Below are 15,817 nucleotides of genomic sequence, written 5' to 3' on the forward strand. Positions count from 1 at the left end.
GTGTCAAAACCACACTCAACGAAGCCTGCAATCTTCTTCGTGAAAAAATAATAAACTATCCCCGTTTCAAAACAACAAGGCCATTTCTTTCAACTCACACCTTTGATACTAAGCAGACTACAGCTCCGTATATTTCGCTGCATTTCCTTTTGCTTTATCCACCGGCTACTTTGCTTCATTCTGTTTCATCTTCATGTTCACAATTTCATCAGCATCCAGTTCTAATTTATCTAGAAGATTTTGTGAATAAACAAGTATATCTGCCAGTTCTTCTTTTATATGCTGCAAATCATACTCTGTATCACTCCACTGAAAACACTCCAACAACTCTGCAGCCTCAATCACAATCGATTTTGCAAGATTTGCTTGACTATGAAATTGATTCCACTTCCGGTCTTCTGTAAATTTGCGGATACGCTCTATTGTTTTTTCCTTCACAAACTTTTATCCCTTTATCATTTTTGTTTTAAGGACTTCTTAAAATATTGCGCCAAGGCAACATCCGTGCAATAATTTTATATTTTCATATAATCTTGTTTCCAAACAATCATTTTCTGTATCAATCATAAATCCACTTTTTGTACCTGCATAAATAATCATGTATTCACCCCACACACCATATTGTTTTGTTCAATTTCAGTAGGCAATCCTAAAATAATACAAATATGCTTTATATTTATCTTGTGCTGTCAGACAGGTGTCGGTCAAATAACCTTTTTCGTTGTCCCATTCCTTCAATCCACGGTAATAGAACATTTTCAGATTGTCATCAATAATAAATGGAACAATATTGTATTTCAGACACTCCTTAAACATAATCAATCCTCCCACACTACCGTTACCGTCCTTGAACGGATAGATTCGCTCAAACTTCACATGGAAGTCCAGAATATCTTCAAATGTCTTTTCTTCCTTATCGTTATATTCCGTCAGCAGGATCTTCATTTTATCGGCAACTTCTTCCGGAATGGCTGTATCCATACCACCAACTTCATTCGGGAGTTTCTTATAATTGCCAACAGCAAACCAATCTTTTCTGGAATCGCTGGTGCCATTCTTCAAAACCAAGTGAAGTTCTTTGATGAACTTCTCGGTCAGAGACGCTTTTGCGTGATCAATAATCATATCAATGCAACGGAAGTGATTTGCTATTTCAATCACGTCATCCACATTCAGCACTTCTTTTTCTACACCGATGGTGTTGGTTTCAAAAATATACCTAGTTTGATTGTATGTCAAGCGGCTTCCTTCCATATAGTTAGAATTATAGGTCAAATCAATCTGTGTCTTATGATAACACCGAAGTATTTACTTGCCTTTTGCTCTTTCAGAATATCCAACAGAGTAATCGGTTCTTCTTTTCTTTTGTTGGTGCGCTCCGGTTTCTCTGCGTTTTCCGGAATGTTCCATGTCTTACCGGTAAGAAACGCACCGTTCACACGCCCTTGGCACAGTAGTTTCTGACACTACGCTCTGACATATTCCATTTTTTTGCTATTTTAGCAACTAAAAGGTATTTCATATGCCATCCTCTATCCAACATAAATTAAATCCAAAACATGCTAATCTACTGATTAGTATGTCACACTATCGGCAAAAACACTATCTATTTTATCTATTTCACTTTTTTTCAGCCGATACATCAAATACATCTATCACCCCTCTAAACTCCTCTTCCAACGCATACCAATCAGTATTCCTGTCATCCTCCATTGTTTCCACAATTGCCTTATAATAGTCCAACTTCTCTTCTATATAATTATTTATCACCTCAACCCTTGGGCCTTTTTGGGCTTCAGACATTCTTACCTTCTTTGCAAGCAAATCTTCTACTGCCGCCTTCATATCTTCCTCAAGAACAGCATTAACTAATTCATAAAAAAGTACCGGTGGCGGGCATTTCTTTTCATCAATCCATTTGCAGGCAAGAATAGGTCTAAGTACATAAAAATACTTTTTGTAATTTACCATATCAGCACATAGATAATCGTAGTAATTCTTTTTTGCCGTACCGTAGTAATGGTAAAGTGCCGATTTGCATGCAAAGTATTTGGATGCCGTTTTGTCGTAAAGCTCCTTCCATTCATCCGTAGTATAATACACAATAGGAGAATTGCTCCACTCAAATAATGTGGCATTGGACTTGTGAAAATGCTTCAATGCCTTTTTTATATCCCAACCGTTGATATCAAGCACCTCGTTTAATTCCCAATCGATAAAATCCTTATTCTCACGAAGGGATAAATAAAAGTCTTTATTTCTTACATAGATAAATCTTACATCATAGTCACTGTCAGGTGAAGCAAATCCCCATGCTCTGCTGCCGGATTCAATCGCATGTAACACTTTTATATTCTCTTTTTCTTCTATCTCTCTGAGCTTCATTCGAATCAATTCTTCTATATTTCCTTCAAAATTCTCATATCTCATCTCGAATCACCCTTTCATTTATTGTCATTACAAGTTCCTGAACTCTCTTAAAATCCGGCTCAGCCGGAAGATCTGTGTGCTCAGCCGCATAATGTAAACGTCTTTCATACTCTCTCATCATATCATAGAAGCTGTCCGAAAAAGTTCCCTCATCTGTTTGATATTTTCCAAAGCGGATATCCATCAGCAGATTATGTTCCTTTTCTCTGTATGTATTGATTTCTCCCTTTTCCAGTATATCAATGGCCATCATAAATAATCTGATAAGATGCATGGCGTGCTTATTCAGATGAAGATCATCTTTCTTTTTATTTCTCTTACCTATTTTATCATAGTCTTTTACAACATTTGACATTGTATTCCACATACTTGCATAATCTCTTAGCGGATAATGATTCAAATTCGCATTGATAAATATCTCTGTTTCAAGCTCAGGATTAATCGCCTTGTCAATAAAAATTTCCAGACTTCCGTTTTCAAAGCTCTTATAGCTTGAGTTAAAACTGTACATTGCATTCTTTACAGAATTAAAAATATGCTGCTCTTTTTCACTTTGCGGAAATGTGTCTCTGGCAAGTGCATTCTGTAATCTTCTTAGCTGTGCATCCGCATATCCTCCAAATGATTGAATAGCCCTTTTAGATAAAAACAATCTTTTATTATCCAGAAGCATCTGTCCTATATCATTAAGATAGAGATAATTATCCGGTGCAAGGCCAAGCAACTCTATTGTATTCGGATTGCAACTTAAAAGTAAATTCACCATTTTATTGAATGCATAGATAACGGTATCCGTATTATCATCCACATACTGTTCAAACTGCGTAAGTCCTATAAGATCGGACTTTTGGTTTAGAGTAATTCCTCTTATATCTATATCACTGCCTTCTATATTTGTCCCATATGCATAGCTTCCTGCCAGTCCAAGAAGTATCACATGCTTCCCAAGATGTTCATTAGTATTTATAAAATCATATTCCGGTTTATTTAAAATCGCTTTGTAGTCGGTCATAATACCTCCATTCCTTATCAAAAGCCATCAGAATCATTTAATTATAAAATCAGATTTTACATTGAAAGCTTATCTACTTTAAAAATTATCTATTTGACTTTAAAATTCTTTGTACATATTAACAGTTAAAAAAAAGAACCCGACGCATCAGATTCTTCTAGGTGTAATCCAAATATGTCCACCGCAATTCTTCATCCCACTATACTAGCTTTTTATAACATATGCAAGGGATTCATGATTTACTAACGGGTCTTCAACAGTTTGTTACATGCAAACAGCCTCTAAAGCCTTATAAATAAAGGGTTTTCTGTGTCAAATTTCTTTTATTTTATTGTTGTATTTTGTTGTATTATATGATATAATGAAGTATGAAACTTTGGTATGACAAAAAATCGAAGGATCCTACTTATTTTATTCAAAGAGGAATCCGAAACGGAAAAAAGACTACTACTAAAAATGTGGTTCGCATAGGAAAACATTCCGAACTTCTAAAAACTACCGCTGACCCTCTGGCTTACGCTCTTGATGAGGTCAAAAGATATAATGAGGAGTTAAAAAACAATAAATCGGTAGCTTTAGATTTTAAGTTTGACTTTAATGAAAAAATCACCTATCAAGATGATTTAGTATCTAAGTCTAAACTTTTAAACATAGGATATTTTTTCCTTCAGCAAATTTACCATGATCTTAAGATTGGTGCCTTCTTCAAAAATATAATAAAAGATACTAGAATACAGTTTGACCCAAATCTGGTAAATAGATTCCTAACTTATTCTCGTATACTTAATCCTGACTCCAAGCTAGGTACTCATCAGAATCTTGTTAGCTTTTATGAGCAACCCACATTTGGTTACGAACACATTCTTCGTACACTTGACATCATGTATGATCATTACGATGAGTATATTTCTCATCTATATGATGCAAGTACGAAATTAATAAAGAGAGATACCTCGGTATGTTTTTTTGACTGCTCAAACTATTACTTTGAAATAGAATCAAATGACGAAGATTATATTGATCCGGTAACCGGTGAAGTGACTAAAGGTCTACGAAAATATGGTGTGAGTAAAGAACATAGACCAAATCCTATTGTACAAATGGGACTATTTATGGACAAAGATGGAATACCACTATCTATGTGCATTACTTCCGGTTCTGATAATGAGCAAACTACTGCTATTCCTTTAGAACAAAAGCTAATAACTATGTTTAAGGGCAAAAAGTTTATTTATTGTGCTGATGCCGGTCTTGGGTCTTTAAATATCAGAAATTTTAATTCTATGGGTGGCAGAGCTTTTATTGTTACTCAATCCATAAAGATGCTTTCTAATACGTTAAAAGAAGCTATTTTTAGTGATATTGATTATCGCCTATTATCTAATGATAAACCTGCAACTATTCAGCAAATGAAAGATTTTGATATGTTTGATAAAGTTAATGCAGAACTGTACGATGATAGGATATACAAGATAATCCCTGCTGATAAGGCATTTGACCTTGGACTTTATGAAGAAAAGGCATGTAAGAATGGTACTATTAAGAAAGTTAAGTCAAAGGCCGTAGTTCCACAAAAAATCATTGTCTCATTCTCAAGAAAAATGATGGAATATCAAAGATTTATACGAAATCGCCAGATAGAAAGGGCTAAGAAGCTCCTTACTAAGCTGGATCCCGAAACCTATAAAAAAGGGGCAAATGATATAACTCGTTTTATAAAACGAACCACATCAACATCCTCCGGTGAAACAGCTGTAGATACCTACGAACTTAACCAAGAAGCCATAAATGAAGAAGAAAAGTATGATGGATTCTATGCAGTGGCAACAAATCTTGAAGATTCAGTTAAGTATATCTTAGAGATTAGCTCAAACAGATACAAGATAGAAGATTGCTTTAGAATAATGAAAACCAATTTTTCAGCCAGACCTGTATCTCATCAAAATAGAGAGCGAATAGTAGCACACTTTATGGTCTGTTACACAGTTCTTTTAATATATAGGATTCTGGAAAAGAAGCTGGATATGTATGGAACGCATTTCACTGTAGAGAATGTTATAGAGACTTTGAACAATATGCAGGTAGCTAATTTAGAAGATGTATGCTATATGTCAACATATGATAATTCACAAGTACTAACATCATTAAATGCTATCTTTAATCTAGAATTGGACAAGAAATACTATCAGCCAAAAGATTTAAATAAAAAAATAAAAAAGATTTCAACTTGAACTTTCCATACAACATTTTTTAGATACTTAAAAAAGTGGCTAAAGCCTTGTAAATACAGGGTTTTAAGCCACTTTTCTATTCTCAAACTGTTGAAGATGGGATATTAACATAGTGAAAATATCCACTTCTTGCCTCATTCCATACTACATGTTTATTGGAAAATGCATGTTTTTAGCTTTTTGTATTGTAAGTAATTAAAAAAGTCAAAAATGAATAACCCATTTCTGACTTTCTTAATGCTATATTGATTTTACACACACCTATTTTTTCAGACATAGTGCCCTTCTACAGAGAATCTAATAAGAAAGCAAACCTTTCAGTACCGTAGCACATCCGTCAATTACAGGAGTCGAACTATCTAACATAATATTATAATTATTGTAATCATTCCATTTTCGTGCAATATTGGCATAGTAATACCCAGCTCTTCTCTTATCGAACCGTTTTTGAACGCATTCCACCACCTCTAATTCTTACTTTCTTATACCCCTATACAATAATCACATGCTTTACTTGTACTAATCTTGCCGTCTTCTTTTATCTATCTCCAATGCTACCTTGGCAGCTACATAAAAATCATCTTTCCGGAGAATATTTCTTTTATCCAATTCATAAAACAACCTCTCATATCCAAAATAATTTCTCGGTATTTTTAATATTCTCTTTCCTCCTGAATAGATTTCACACGGATATTCAGAGGCTTCACCTATAATCTTTGCGTGGCTTATCTCACTCCATAAATACTCACTTCTTTTAAACGGAAACTGATTTATTAGTATCTTTTTATCGCTTACTTCTGTTTTTGTAAATAAAACAAATAATAAAAAATATATTCCGAGACTTGAACTTAATAATAGTATCGGCAACACACCCGACCCCTTCGTCTCCAGAATTTCTGATGGGCCTACTTTACATAAAACCCAAATCATCATAAGAGTAATGTATATACACAAAAATATTGAAGTCAGATATTTTTTACCCGGTCTTATCACTATTTTACTATCCTTCGTTTTCATCTTCCGCCCCCTTCATTAAACACTTTTTAGCAGTAAAATCCACATACTTTCAGTTTTATTCGGCCACCCGGCTCAAAGCTAAAGCTTAGTTGTATAAATCCGCCAACATACTTTATAGCATTGACCTCTTTATTACAACAACCGACAAGGCTATATAATGTAAATTATATTTTAATAATACTGCCTTGATACTTATATTTTATCAAATCTTTTATTAATATTCATCACGATTTTTCTGAAAATTATCAGCTTTATTGAACAAAGTGATTTTTTAATAAACTACAATATAATTTTAAATTATCTTCTTAAAACTCTATGTGTACTGCATATCTTCTCTTGCATACATATACTTACACAATCTCAAAATATGCCTATTCTCCTCTTTCACATTCATTAACATAAAAAATTTAAAACAAAAATTTGAAAAAAATCCATACCGGCTTATTCCGTTACTTTATAATAAAAGCTGCTGCCTTGCAATCCATCTTACAAAGCAGCAGACTTTCAACTTCTCCCGGAAGTTCCTTTCCTAAGACGGTTTCTATAACCGGATTAAACCACGGCTCATATTCTCCGCCCTATATTTCTGAAACCACTTCACTTCCGGCATCATCAGAACCGCCAAATTCGGCATTCTTAAGCATAAATAAAGGCACTATTGCCATCAGTACAACTATTACAAGTAAGCTTATAACAAGTTTTTTATTCTTTGACATTATTTAGCACCTCCTCTTTATTTATAAAATCATATTCAGGTTTATTTAGAATATTTTTATAGCCGGTCACTATGCTCCTCCTCTAATAATATCTATTTTTATATACTATTAGTTTCTTTTTTGTTATCATTCATTTTATGCTATTCTCATATCTATTTTTATTATACTTTAACCTTATTCCCACTACCTTCTAAAGAGATCTCTAAGCTTTAGCTTATCAAATGCCAACATTCCTCTGGCTTCCAGGTACAAATCATCTTCCTCAATAATTTTTCTTTTGCTTAGCTCATTTAGAAGCTTTTCATAGCCTATATATGCCCTTGGTACTTTTGCTATTCTTTTTTCTGCTGTATATATCACACATGGGTAAGCCAATGCCTCATTTATAATCTTTGCAGTAGTTATATCAAACCAAAAATATTCCTTTCTTTTTAGAGGAAACCTTGTTATTTCTATTTTTTCATTATCAATTTTTATCTTGGTAAGCAACACATATAATCCCGATACTATTCCGACAGTCAAAAAAAATAATAGCAATATCCACCTTGCCATCTTGTCCACCTCCGGATTATCTGACGGTAAAGCTTTGCCTAACCCCCAAAATGTTGTAACCCCTAAACCTATGGTCATAAAACTGAAAAACAAATACACTAAACCCGGTCTTATTACTATTACATCATGTTTTGATTTCATTTTACCTCCCGCCACCGGATTCTCACCGGTTTCATATATATTTTCTCTTTACCGCTTACTTTAATATTTATTTTAAAGCATTGTAAGCTGTAAATCAAAGGCATTTGTTTATTTTGCCAATGCTAAAATAACAAATGCAATTACAATTTTTCATTTGGCATAAAAAAATGGATTTAAAATCCATCCACCCCAATATTTGACAAAGAACATAAAAAAGCCGCCACCAAACAGACTAAATATCTATTTGGTGACAGCCCATTTACTCATTGTATATAAATTACTTTCCAAGTCTTGCCTTACCTAAAGCATCTGTAGCTATAATAGCCGCATACAACTCATCAGGTGTTACGTCTCCTGCAAGGTTATGTATTGTTTCTCCCTTTACGCAGGCATTCTTTGCTATAGTATGAAGATCCTCATCTGAAAAATCTCCAAGCTCTGCAAGTGTAATAGGCAGTCCTACTTCAAGGCAGAAATTCTGTATATCCTCAAACTCGGCCTTATCCGCACACTCAAGTGTAAGCTGTATCAAAGTACCGAATGCCACACAATTACCATGATATGCCTCATGTCCGCCAAGTGAAGTAACTCCGTTGTAGAATGAGTGAGGAGCCGCACAGTTTACATTATCTGCTCCTACACCTGATAGGTAAACTGTAGCCTCAATGATTGCATCCAAAGCCGGAGTAACAACATTATTCTCACAGGCGGTTATAGCCGCTTTTCCGTATTTTCTTAAGGTATCATAGCAAGCCTTTGCAATCGCCATACCTGCTCTTGTAATACCGCCACTCTCCAAACTTGGTGACTCTGTACGAAGTGAAGCTCTTCCTTCAAAGTATGTTCCGAGAGCGTCTCCCATTCCTGCAATCAAAAACTTTACAGGTGCTTTAGCTATAACACTGCTGTCTACAAGTACCGCATCAGGGTTTTGCGGATAGAATAAATATTTATTAAAGCTTCCGTCATCATTATATATAACCGAAAGTCCTGTACAAGGTGCATCTGTAGCTGCAACTGTAGGTATTATAACTATTCTCTTACCCATGTAGTATGCTGTTGCCTTAGCTGCATCCACTGCCGAACCGCCGCCTACCGCAACAACAACATCAATCTTATCAGCCTCAACAATGTCCTGCATTTTCTTTATCTCGCTGATACTTGACATTCCTCCAAAGACTTCATATCTGCGATAATCATCTTCTCCTTCAAAGCTCTTTTCCAAATCTTCATGGCAGCTGTTGTAACCGCTGTTTGAACAGACAAACAACCATCTCTTTCCCATATACTCCATTTCCTTACGGAACTGAAGCAAAGCTCCTTTTCCCTGTACATACTTGAGTGGTGCACGCATCATTCTTAAACGTTTCATAACAAAACCTCCATTAAAACCGTAAAGCTTTGAAACTGTGTCAAAACTTTAACATATATTGCTAAGGACTATTGTAGCACAAAGATTTTATTTTTCAATTACATGGATTTAATTTATTAGATAAGTAGATTTTTATTACTACTTATTATATCATTTTATACAAATATTATTTTATCACTTAGTATTGTGTCCACATATGTGCCACTTTTACTAGAATACTCTCTACCATACCCGGTATTGATTCGACTTTGCCCTTGTTATACTAATTGCAGGTATTTTTATTCATTATAAGCTTTACCGCCCTCATACTCTCCCAATATTTCTTTAAACATTCTATAATTATACTCGCTGTTTCCTCTTCCATAAACAGCAAATATAATTTTATCAAAAAGCTTCCACATATTCTCTTCTATCAGTAAATCTTTAAAGTATCCCGCCACATCTTTGGCATCATGTCCGAATGCTCCGCATCCCCATGCTCCCAATGTAATGGTTCTATATCCAAATCTTGCCGCACAGTACATATATTGTCTAAGCCTTTTCTTCATCACCTTATCAAGAGCATCTTTTGACTGTCCGTATGCTCTGTCAAACAGATTCGGTGCAGGAATAGTCATAACAGCTGTGGTATAAGGTTTAGAAATAAATTCTAAATCTATATTTCTAAATACATCTACCACAGGTGACAGAAGCATATAATCGGAATCAAATGCCGTTCCAAATTTAAAATTAAACTTATACATCTTAGAAGCCTTGGGTGAACTTATAGATTCGTACAAAGTACTCTGCCTGCATAGACACTCTTCCTGTGCTAAAGCTCCACTTTTATATCCACCTCCCGGATGATATGCATTGGCAAAATTCATTACCAAATCTGAGAGATATTCAAAGCTGTCTGCGTTTACAACAGAGATTTCACATTTTGAAGAGTATTTAAACTTCCCGGCAAAAAATTTGTCCTTATCCTCCACAATATCTTTAATAACATTAGGTGAGAGTACCACTACATTCCTATGTTTTTCCAAATCATGCGGCAATTTTATAAACTTACCGTCATTATAAAATCCGTTGTTCTTTAAAATCCCCTTATTCTCTTCATATACCACAATATTAGCTAATCTGGACATAATTACCTCCGTTAATATATTTACTGTAATTATCATATCAGACATGCTGTACATCTTTTCGGACTTTGGTGGTGATTTTAAAGAATTTAAAAAAGACAGCTAATCATTAGATCAGCTGCCTTTAAATTATATTATATATACTATTAAAATAGTATTCTACACATTTTATATGCTAAAGTAATTTTAAATTCTCTTCAAATTCCTGCTCTGTATTAACAAATCTATATGGTTCATACTCTCCATAAGCTGACGGTCTGCTTATAGTAACCAGTTGTATATTCTCAACACCTATCTCTTTTATTATCTTTTTTTTGAAATCAACCAAATGTTGTCCATGAGAAGTCTGTAGCGCTATACTTCCTATACCGTCAGCCTTCTTTGCAACAAGATAGCACATATTCTAAAGCCTCACTAAATTCACTTTCTGTTCTGATTTTACCGTTTTCATATTCTTTTCTCAATATAAAACCTGTATTGTGTCTTATAATAAACTATAATATTTGTGTTGACTTTTATATAAAGTACTCTATCGTCTTCTCCGGGGTCTTTTCGGTCTTTTCGTTATAAAGTATTACCGCCTCACGGTTTTCGAACTTTCCAAGGGCATAGAGTACGTCATCCTCCCTATTAAAATATCCGAAAGGCACAATACGATTATATTTCAGAGGCTGATCAAGTACCAGCTCCACATCGCCCTCAGGTATGAACTGTGACCAGTGCTCATCCGTAAACTCATCCTCATAATAAGGATCAAACATGTAAATATTCTTATCATCTGCACCGGTAAGAAGGGCATAATGCTGTACATCATAAAAAAGCCTTACTACCACCGCACCGCCTCTGTTAAGTGCATCATTTATACGGCTTGTTTCACCTATAAAAACCTGTTCACCTGTAATATATTCACATATGACATTGAGCTGTCTTATCTCCCTGAATCTGTTCAGCCAATTACTGAGAAACATCATTGCCATATGAGAAGTTCCGCTCTTACCGGGATGTCCCTCATTACTGTAACAGTCAAGCGTATACAGCATAATATTTCTGATAACCTCAGGCGGAATGTCTTCTCTTTCAAATAGAAAGCTCAGTGCATTAAGCATTGAAGTAGGCCCGCAATCATATTCAGATAATTGATAATGTAATGGATTTTTCATTTTACACCCTTCTTTCTATCTGCATATAGTATAAAGCTCCAATATATTACAAGTAAAATTATAATTTCCTCTTACAAGCTTTTATGCATCAACGCTTATTATACAAGTTCATTTATAAATATTCCACTGATTTTATTTATATAATTCAATGTTTTTTTTGCAATACTTTTATCAGAAAAATTCACAAAATCACATTTCACATCACTTACATACCCAAATATCCAAGATGTAAAGTCCGCTATATCAAACTCTATAAAGCCTCTATCACCTATATCGGCAAGTTTACAAATACTTGAATGACTGCTATCCATCTCCACTTTAAAGTATCCGTTTTGAGTTTTTATTATATTATCATTTATTTTAACAATGATATCTACAGGCTCCTTTGCTCTGAAATTTGACAAAAGCTCTGCTATATCGGTGATCCTGACCATGATATTTTCCTTGCCGAATTCCCTTTTGGAAAGTTCTCCTGATACTATTCTCTCCTTTAGCTCAAGATTTTCCCTGCCCCAAAAAGATTCATACGCCACTATATCATTCTCATCACTGTATACATTTATAAATCCGTCCTCAGATGCGATCTCCTTTAAATCCCTTATAAAATAGTTTTCATCTCTATAAGTATATACATCATTATCCTTTGAAACTTCATTATTTATAAAATCCAAAATCCTACAAATAAGCTCCTTATCAGGCTCTTCTTTAATCACCTGCTTTTTTAGCCCTGAAAGATTTGCATTATACTCATTCTTATCCGCCACAAAGGCAAAATCAAAAGGCAGATAATAATCCTTATTCGCAGGAATCAGATATGTAAACGGAACATGTTCTGCATTCATATCGCAAAGTGCCTTATTTAAGAGCCTTCTCATATAGCCCTGTCGCTTAAATTCCTTTCCGGTAGCTACAGCAACTATATAATCCAGATTATAAACTTTATTAAAGACTGATATTTTATAAGGATTCAGCATCATCATAGACCTTATACTCTCACCCTCTATATCAGCCAAAATCCTGTTATCTTTAAGCTTTTCCTCATAATAATAATTTACAAAGCTGTCGGAATCTTCAAAAAAAGCCTCCTGATACAGAGGCTTTGTAAGTGCTTTTTCTTTTTGATTCAAATATTTTATCATAGTATTACCTTTTTTGCTCAACATAGTATTTCAAAGCATAATCCACCGGATAATAACTTTGCTTTGCATGTCTGAGTCCCTCAAGCCCAAGATCGTCTTCACGATTGACAAGACTTACATTCGGAAATTCATGTACCAAAAACTCCTTATTGATTGCCTGATAAAGACCTGTTATCTCAGGATTTGCCTTTTCAATATGTATTACAGCCATGTCCTCAAGTGGATTGTAGCTGCCTATGGAAAAAGCCTCCATTTTGCCGTCAATATATATCGCACCCATTCTTATATTCAGTCTGGTACAATTAAGCAAAATATCATGTATTCCCTCTACCTCAGGATCCAGGTGCTTTTCAACCTCTTCTCCCTTCTGCTCTCTCCATTTATCCAAAAACTTGAACACATCATCTCTATCTGTAGGATTGCAACCAAGGGCTCTGTATTCATATCTGTCGCCATAATTTTTTATAAAATTATTGTAGTGGTTTTTCTTTTTGTGAAGCTTCTTTCCTGAAAGAGTTCTAAGCTTCTCACCTTCATAGAGATAGTCCTTAGCATCCTCCTCAAGCCTTACGATAAACTTATCCTCCGGCAAATTCAATACTTTTATTCCTTCCTCATCTGCCAGATGAATCTTTAAAGGTAAGTTCAATACTTCATTAAAATACTCCACCATTAAGCCGAAGCAATATTCAAGGTCCTCTTTCTTACAGAGTGGCATAGCGGAGAAAGGTCTGTCCTCATCCCCCATAAGCCAAAGAAGTCCAACCTCCTCATCATCTCTCACTGCAATGGCCGCTCTTACATTATAATATTCTTTCCATATAAAGCTCTCAAGCTCTACACTGTCACAAGTTCTGTTATGCCTAAGTCCGTAAAACTTAGCATACTTTGGTATATCATTCGCTTCTAATTGTTTAAAATTTAATTTTTTATAGTCCATATTTTAATTATATTTATTTTTCCCCTTTTGTCAAATTAAAAATACATACATCAATTATTTTATCTGTAAAATCAAATATAGTCTTTACTTTTGCCATAATATAATATTATGATAAAGTAGTTACAAGGTTACAAGTCATTATAAGGAGTACTTATGAACGAATTAGAAAATCTGCGTGAAAAAATTGATACTATAGACAAGGAAATGATAGCCCTCTTTGAAAAAAGAATGGATATAGTAGCCGATATTGCAGCCTACAAAATAAAAAATAATCTCCCTGTTCTAAATCAAAACAGAGAGGATATCGTTGTATCAAAAGTAAAATCTACCGTAAAAAATAAGGACTACGCAGACAGTGCTGCCGATCTCATCAAAGATATCATGGAAATCAGCAAAAAATTCCAGCAAAAGCTTATCTCAAAACAACAATAAAATTTAAAGGCATTGACCTGTTTTAAAATCAATGCCTTTTTTCTAATCTTCCTTTGCCCATCCGAAGGCATACTTCACAGCCTTTTTCCACATTCTTATCTTTTCTTTTCTGACTTCTTCACAAAGATTTGGTGTAAATACTCTGTCAATACTTCTGCTACCCTTTATATCCTCTATACTGTTCCAAAATCCGACAGCAAGTCCTGCCAGATATGCAACACCAAGCGCTGTAGTCTCCACACATTTTGGACGCTCCACACGTACATTACAAAAATCCGCTTGAGTCTGCATCAAAAAGTCATTGGTACTTGCACCACCGTCCACATTCAATAAACTTAAAACTATACCCGAATCCTTCTCCATCACATCAAGTACATCTCTCACCTGATAAGCCATAGACTCCAATGTAGCCCTGATTATATGATATTTATTAACGCCTCTGGTAATACCGACAATAGTACCTCTGGCATATTGATCCCAATAGGGTGCACCAAGTCCTGTAAAAGCCGGCACAACATAGCAACCGTTTGTATCCTCAACCTTCATTGCCATATATTCTGAATCTTCGGATGAATCTATCAGACGCATCTCATCCCTAAGCCACTGTATAGAAGCACCTGCTACAAATACAGAACCCTCAAGGGCGTAGTTCACCTTTCCGCCAAGTCCCCATGCAATAGTCGTCACCAGCCCGTTATCGGATTTAACAGGCTTTTCACCTGTGTTCATAAGCAGAAAACAACCTGTGCCATAAGTACTCTTTGCCTCTCCCATCTCAAAACAAGTCTGTCCGAAGAGCGCCGCCTGCTGGTCACCTGCCACACCTGCAATATGAATGCTATGTCCAAAAAATGATGAATCCGCCTCACCGTAAATACATGAAGATTCCTTTACCTGTGGCAGCATTGACTTTGGAATATCAAGTAAATCAAGTATCTCCTCATCCCATTCCAAGGTATGTATATTAAAAAGCATGGTTCTTGAGGCATTTGAGTAATCTGTAACATGTACTTTTCCGTTTGTAAGCTTCCAGATAAGCCAAGTATCTACCGTACCGAACAACAATTTGCCTTCTTTTGCCTTTTGTCTTGCACCTTCCACATTGTCAAGTATCCACTTTATCTTTGTTCCCGAAAAGTATGCATCAAGCATCAAACCGGTTTTTTCACGAATCATATCTGAATATCCGCTATTCTTTAACTCATTACAATAATCCGCAGTCCTTCTGCATTGCCAGACTATTGCCCTATACACAGGAATACCCGTTTCCTTATCCCATACTATTGTAGTTTCTCTTTGATTTGTGATACCGATACCTGCAATATCCGAGGCACTTATTCCAAGCTTTGCCATAGCTTCCACAGCTACACTAAGCTGTGTAGACCATATAGCATCAGCATTGTGCTCTACCCAACCGGCCTTTGGATAATGCTGTGTCAGCTCCTTTTGTGCCACCTCACATATCTCACCTTTTCGATTGAATATGATACATCTGCTGCTTGTAGTGCCTGCATCAAAGGCCATAATATACTCTGCCATATTCTTCTTCCT

At 35.2% G+C, this 15,817-nt stretch carries 14 protein-coding genes and 2 pseudogenes; 2 read left to right on the plus strand and 14 right to left on the minus strand.

Annotation, left to right across the window (positions count from 1 at the left end; translation table 11 throughout):
- Positions 1 to 165: 165 nt before the first annotated feature.
- The 4 genes and pseudogenes from EHV10_RS02870 to EHV10_RS02885 all read right to left on the minus strand — a co-directional run bounded on the left by EHV10_RS02870 (position 166) and on the right by EHV10_RS02885 (position 3,442).
- Positions 166 to 438, minus strand: a complete 273-nt coding sequence (locus tag EHV10_RS02870; protein ID WP_128673325.1) for a nucleotide pyrophosphohydrolase — start codon at positions 436 to 438, stop codon at positions 166 to 168.
- Positions 439 to 636: 198 nt separating this feature from the next.
- Positions 637 to 1,522: pseudogene (locus EHV10_RS02875) on the minus strand (Fic family protein).
- Positions 1,523 to 1,620: 98 nt separating this feature from the next.
- A complete protein-coding gene (locus EHV10_RS02880; RefSeq protein WP_128673326.1) occupies positions 1,621 to 2,430 on the minus strand; it encodes a nucleotidyltransferase domain-containing protein in 810 nt (269 codons plus the stop codon).
- The gene (locus EHV10_RS02885) at positions 2,420 to 3,442 is read right to left on the minus strand and encodes a nucleotidyltransferase domain-containing protein (protein WP_128673327.1); all 1,023 of its coding nucleotides are present in this window, start codon (positions 3,440 to 3,442) and stop codon (positions 2,420 to 2,422) included. Before EHV10_RS02885 ends, EHV10_RS02880 begins: the two co-directional genes overlap by 11 nt.
- A 368-nt stretch (positions 3,443 to 3,810) precedes the next feature.
- On the opposite strand from EHV10_RS02885, the gene EHV10_RS02890 reads away from it, so the two are divergent.
- A complete protein-coding gene (locus EHV10_RS02890) occupies positions 3,811 to 5,673 on the plus strand; it encodes an IS1634 family transposase (protein ID WP_128673328.1) in 1,863 nt (620 codons plus the stop codon).
- A 519-nt stretch (positions 5,674 to 6,192) separates the two neighbouring features.
- On the opposite strand, the gene EHV10_RS02895 is transcribed toward EHV10_RS02890, so the two are convergent.
- The 9 genes and pseudogenes from EHV10_RS02895 to EHV10_RS02935 all read right to left on the minus strand — a co-directional run bounded on the left by EHV10_RS02895 (position 6,193) and on the right by EHV10_RS02935 (position 13,834).
- Positions 6,193 to 6,690 carry a hypothetical protein gene (locus EHV10_RS02895; protein ID WP_128673329.1) on the minus strand — a complete coding sequence of 166 codons (498 nt, stop codon included), beginning with the start codon at positions 6,688 to 6,690 and terminating at the stop codon, positions 6,193 to 6,195.
- A gap of 488 nt (positions 6,691 to 7,178) precedes the next feature.
- Positions 7,179 to 7,406, minus strand: a pseudogene (locus EHV10_RS15345) (energy-coupling factor ABC transporter substrate-binding protein); the annotation flags it as partial.
- Between the two features lie 183 nt (positions 7,407 to 7,589).
- Positions 7,590 to 8,099, minus strand: coding sequence for a hypothetical protein (locus EHV10_RS02905; RefSeq protein WP_128673330.1), 510 nt, complete (start codon positions 8,097 to 8,099; stop codon positions 7,590 to 7,592).
- A 277-nt stretch (positions 8,100 to 8,376) separates the two neighbouring features.
- Entirely contained in the window at positions 8,377 to 9,471 is a 1,095-nt protein-coding gene (locus EHV10_RS02910) for a glycerol dehydrogenase (RefSeq protein WP_128673331.1), read from the minus strand.
- Positions 9,472 to 9,749: 278 nt separating this feature from the next.
- Positions 9,750 to 10,598, minus strand: coding sequence for a TIGR02452 family protein (locus tag EHV10_RS02915; protein WP_128673332.1), 849 nt, complete (start codon positions 10,596 to 10,598; stop codon positions 9,750 to 9,752).
- A gap of 172 nt (positions 10,599 to 10,770) precedes the next feature.
- On the minus strand, positions 10,771 to 10,995 hold the full coding sequence (locus tag EHV10_RS02920) for a DUF6718 family protein (protein WP_128673333.1): 225 nt from the start codon (positions 10,993 to 10,995) through the stop codon (positions 10,771 to 10,773).
- A 115-nt stretch (positions 10,996 to 11,110) separates the two neighbouring features.
- Positions 11,111 to 11,755 (minus strand): C39 family peptidase, encoded by a 645-nt coding sequence (locus EHV10_RS02925; protein ID WP_128673334.1) that lies wholly within the window; start codon positions 11,753 to 11,755, stop codon positions 11,111 to 11,113.
- A gap of 98 nt (positions 11,756 to 11,853) precedes the next feature.
- Positions 11,854 to 12,894 carry a GNAT family N-acetyltransferase gene (locus EHV10_RS02930; RefSeq protein ID WP_128673335.1) on the minus strand — a complete coding sequence of 347 codons (1,041 nt, stop codon included), beginning with the start codon at positions 12,892 to 12,894 and terminating at the stop codon, positions 11,854 to 11,856.
- A 4-nt stretch (positions 12,895 to 12,898) separates the two neighbouring features.
- A complete protein-coding gene (locus tag EHV10_RS02935) occupies positions 12,899 to 13,834 on the minus strand; it encodes a DUF2156 domain-containing protein (protein ID WP_128673336.1) in 936 nt (311 codons plus the stop codon).
- 153 nt (positions 13,835 to 13,987) lie between these two features.
- Between EHV10_RS02935 and EHV10_RS02940 the strand changes: the two genes are divergently transcribed.
- On the plus strand, positions 13,988 to 14,266 hold the full coding sequence (locus EHV10_RS02940) for a chorismate mutase (protein ID WP_128673337.1): 279 nt from the start codon (positions 13,988 to 13,990) through the stop codon (positions 14,264 to 14,266).
- A gap of 42 nt (positions 14,267 to 14,308) precedes the next feature.
- On the opposite strand, the gene glpK is transcribed toward EHV10_RS02940, so the two are convergent.
- Positions 14,309 to 15,805, minus strand: coding sequence for a glycerol kinase GlpK (gene glpK, locus EHV10_RS02945; RefSeq protein ID WP_128673338.1), 1,497 nt, complete (start codon positions 15,803 to 15,805; stop codon positions 14,309 to 14,311).
- Positions 15,806 to 15,817: the final 12 nt, after the last annotated feature.

This window comes from Lachnoanaerobaculum gingivalis (genome assembly GCF_003862475.1).
GTDB lineage: Bacteria > Bacillota > Clostridia > Lachnospirales > Lachnospiraceae > Lachnoanaerobaculum > Lachnoanaerobaculum gingivalis.

Coding starts and splice junctions, on each gene's coding strand:
- EHV10_RS02880 (WP_128673326.1), bottom strand. CDS start 2,430: ATGAGATATGAGAATTTTGAAGGAAATATAGAAGAATTGATTCGAATG.
- EHV10_RS02885 (WP_128673327.1), bottom strand. CDS start 3,442: ATGACCGACTACAAAGCGATTTTAAATAAACCGGAATATGATTTTATA.
- EHV10_RS02890 (WP_128673328.1), top strand. CDS start 3,811: ATGAAACTTTGGTATGACAAAAAATCGAAGGATCCTACTTATTTTATT.
- EHV10_RS02895 (WP_128673329.1), bottom strand. CDS start 6,690: ATGAAAACGAAGGATAGTAAAATAGTGATAAGACCGGGTAAAAAATAT.
- EHV10_RS02905 (WP_128673330.1), bottom strand. CDS start 8,099: ATGAAATCAAAACATGATGTAATAGTAATAAGACCGGGTTTAGTGTAT.
- EHV10_RS02910 (WP_128673331.1), bottom strand. CDS start 9,471: ATGAAACGTTTAAGAATGATGCGTGCACCACTCAAGTATGTACAGGGA.
- EHV10_RS02915 (WP_128673332.1), bottom strand. CDS start 10,598: ATGTCCAGATTAGCTAATATTGTGGTATATGAAGAGAATAAGGGGATT.
- EHV10_RS02920 (WP_128673333.1), bottom strand. CDS start 10,995: ATGTGCTATCTTGTTGCAAAGAAGGCTGACGGTATAGGAAGTATAGCG.
- EHV10_RS02925 (WP_128673334.1), bottom strand. CDS start 11,755: ATGAAAAATCCATTACATTATCAATTATCTGAATATGATTGCGGGCCT.
- EHV10_RS02930 (WP_128673335.1), bottom strand. CDS start 12,894: ATGATAAAATATTTGAATCAAAAAGAAAAAGCACTTACAAAGCCTCTG.
- EHV10_RS02935 (WP_128673336.1), bottom strand. CDS start 13,834: ATGGACTATAAAAAATTAAATTTTAAACAATTAGAAGCGAATGATATA.
- EHV10_RS02940 (WP_128673337.1), top strand. CDS start 13,988: ATGAACGAATTAGAAAATCTGCGTGAAAAAATTGATACTATAGACAAG.
- glpK (WP_128673338.1), bottom strand. CDS start 15,805: ATGGCAGAGTATATTATGGCCTTTGATGCAGGCACTACAAGCAGCAGA.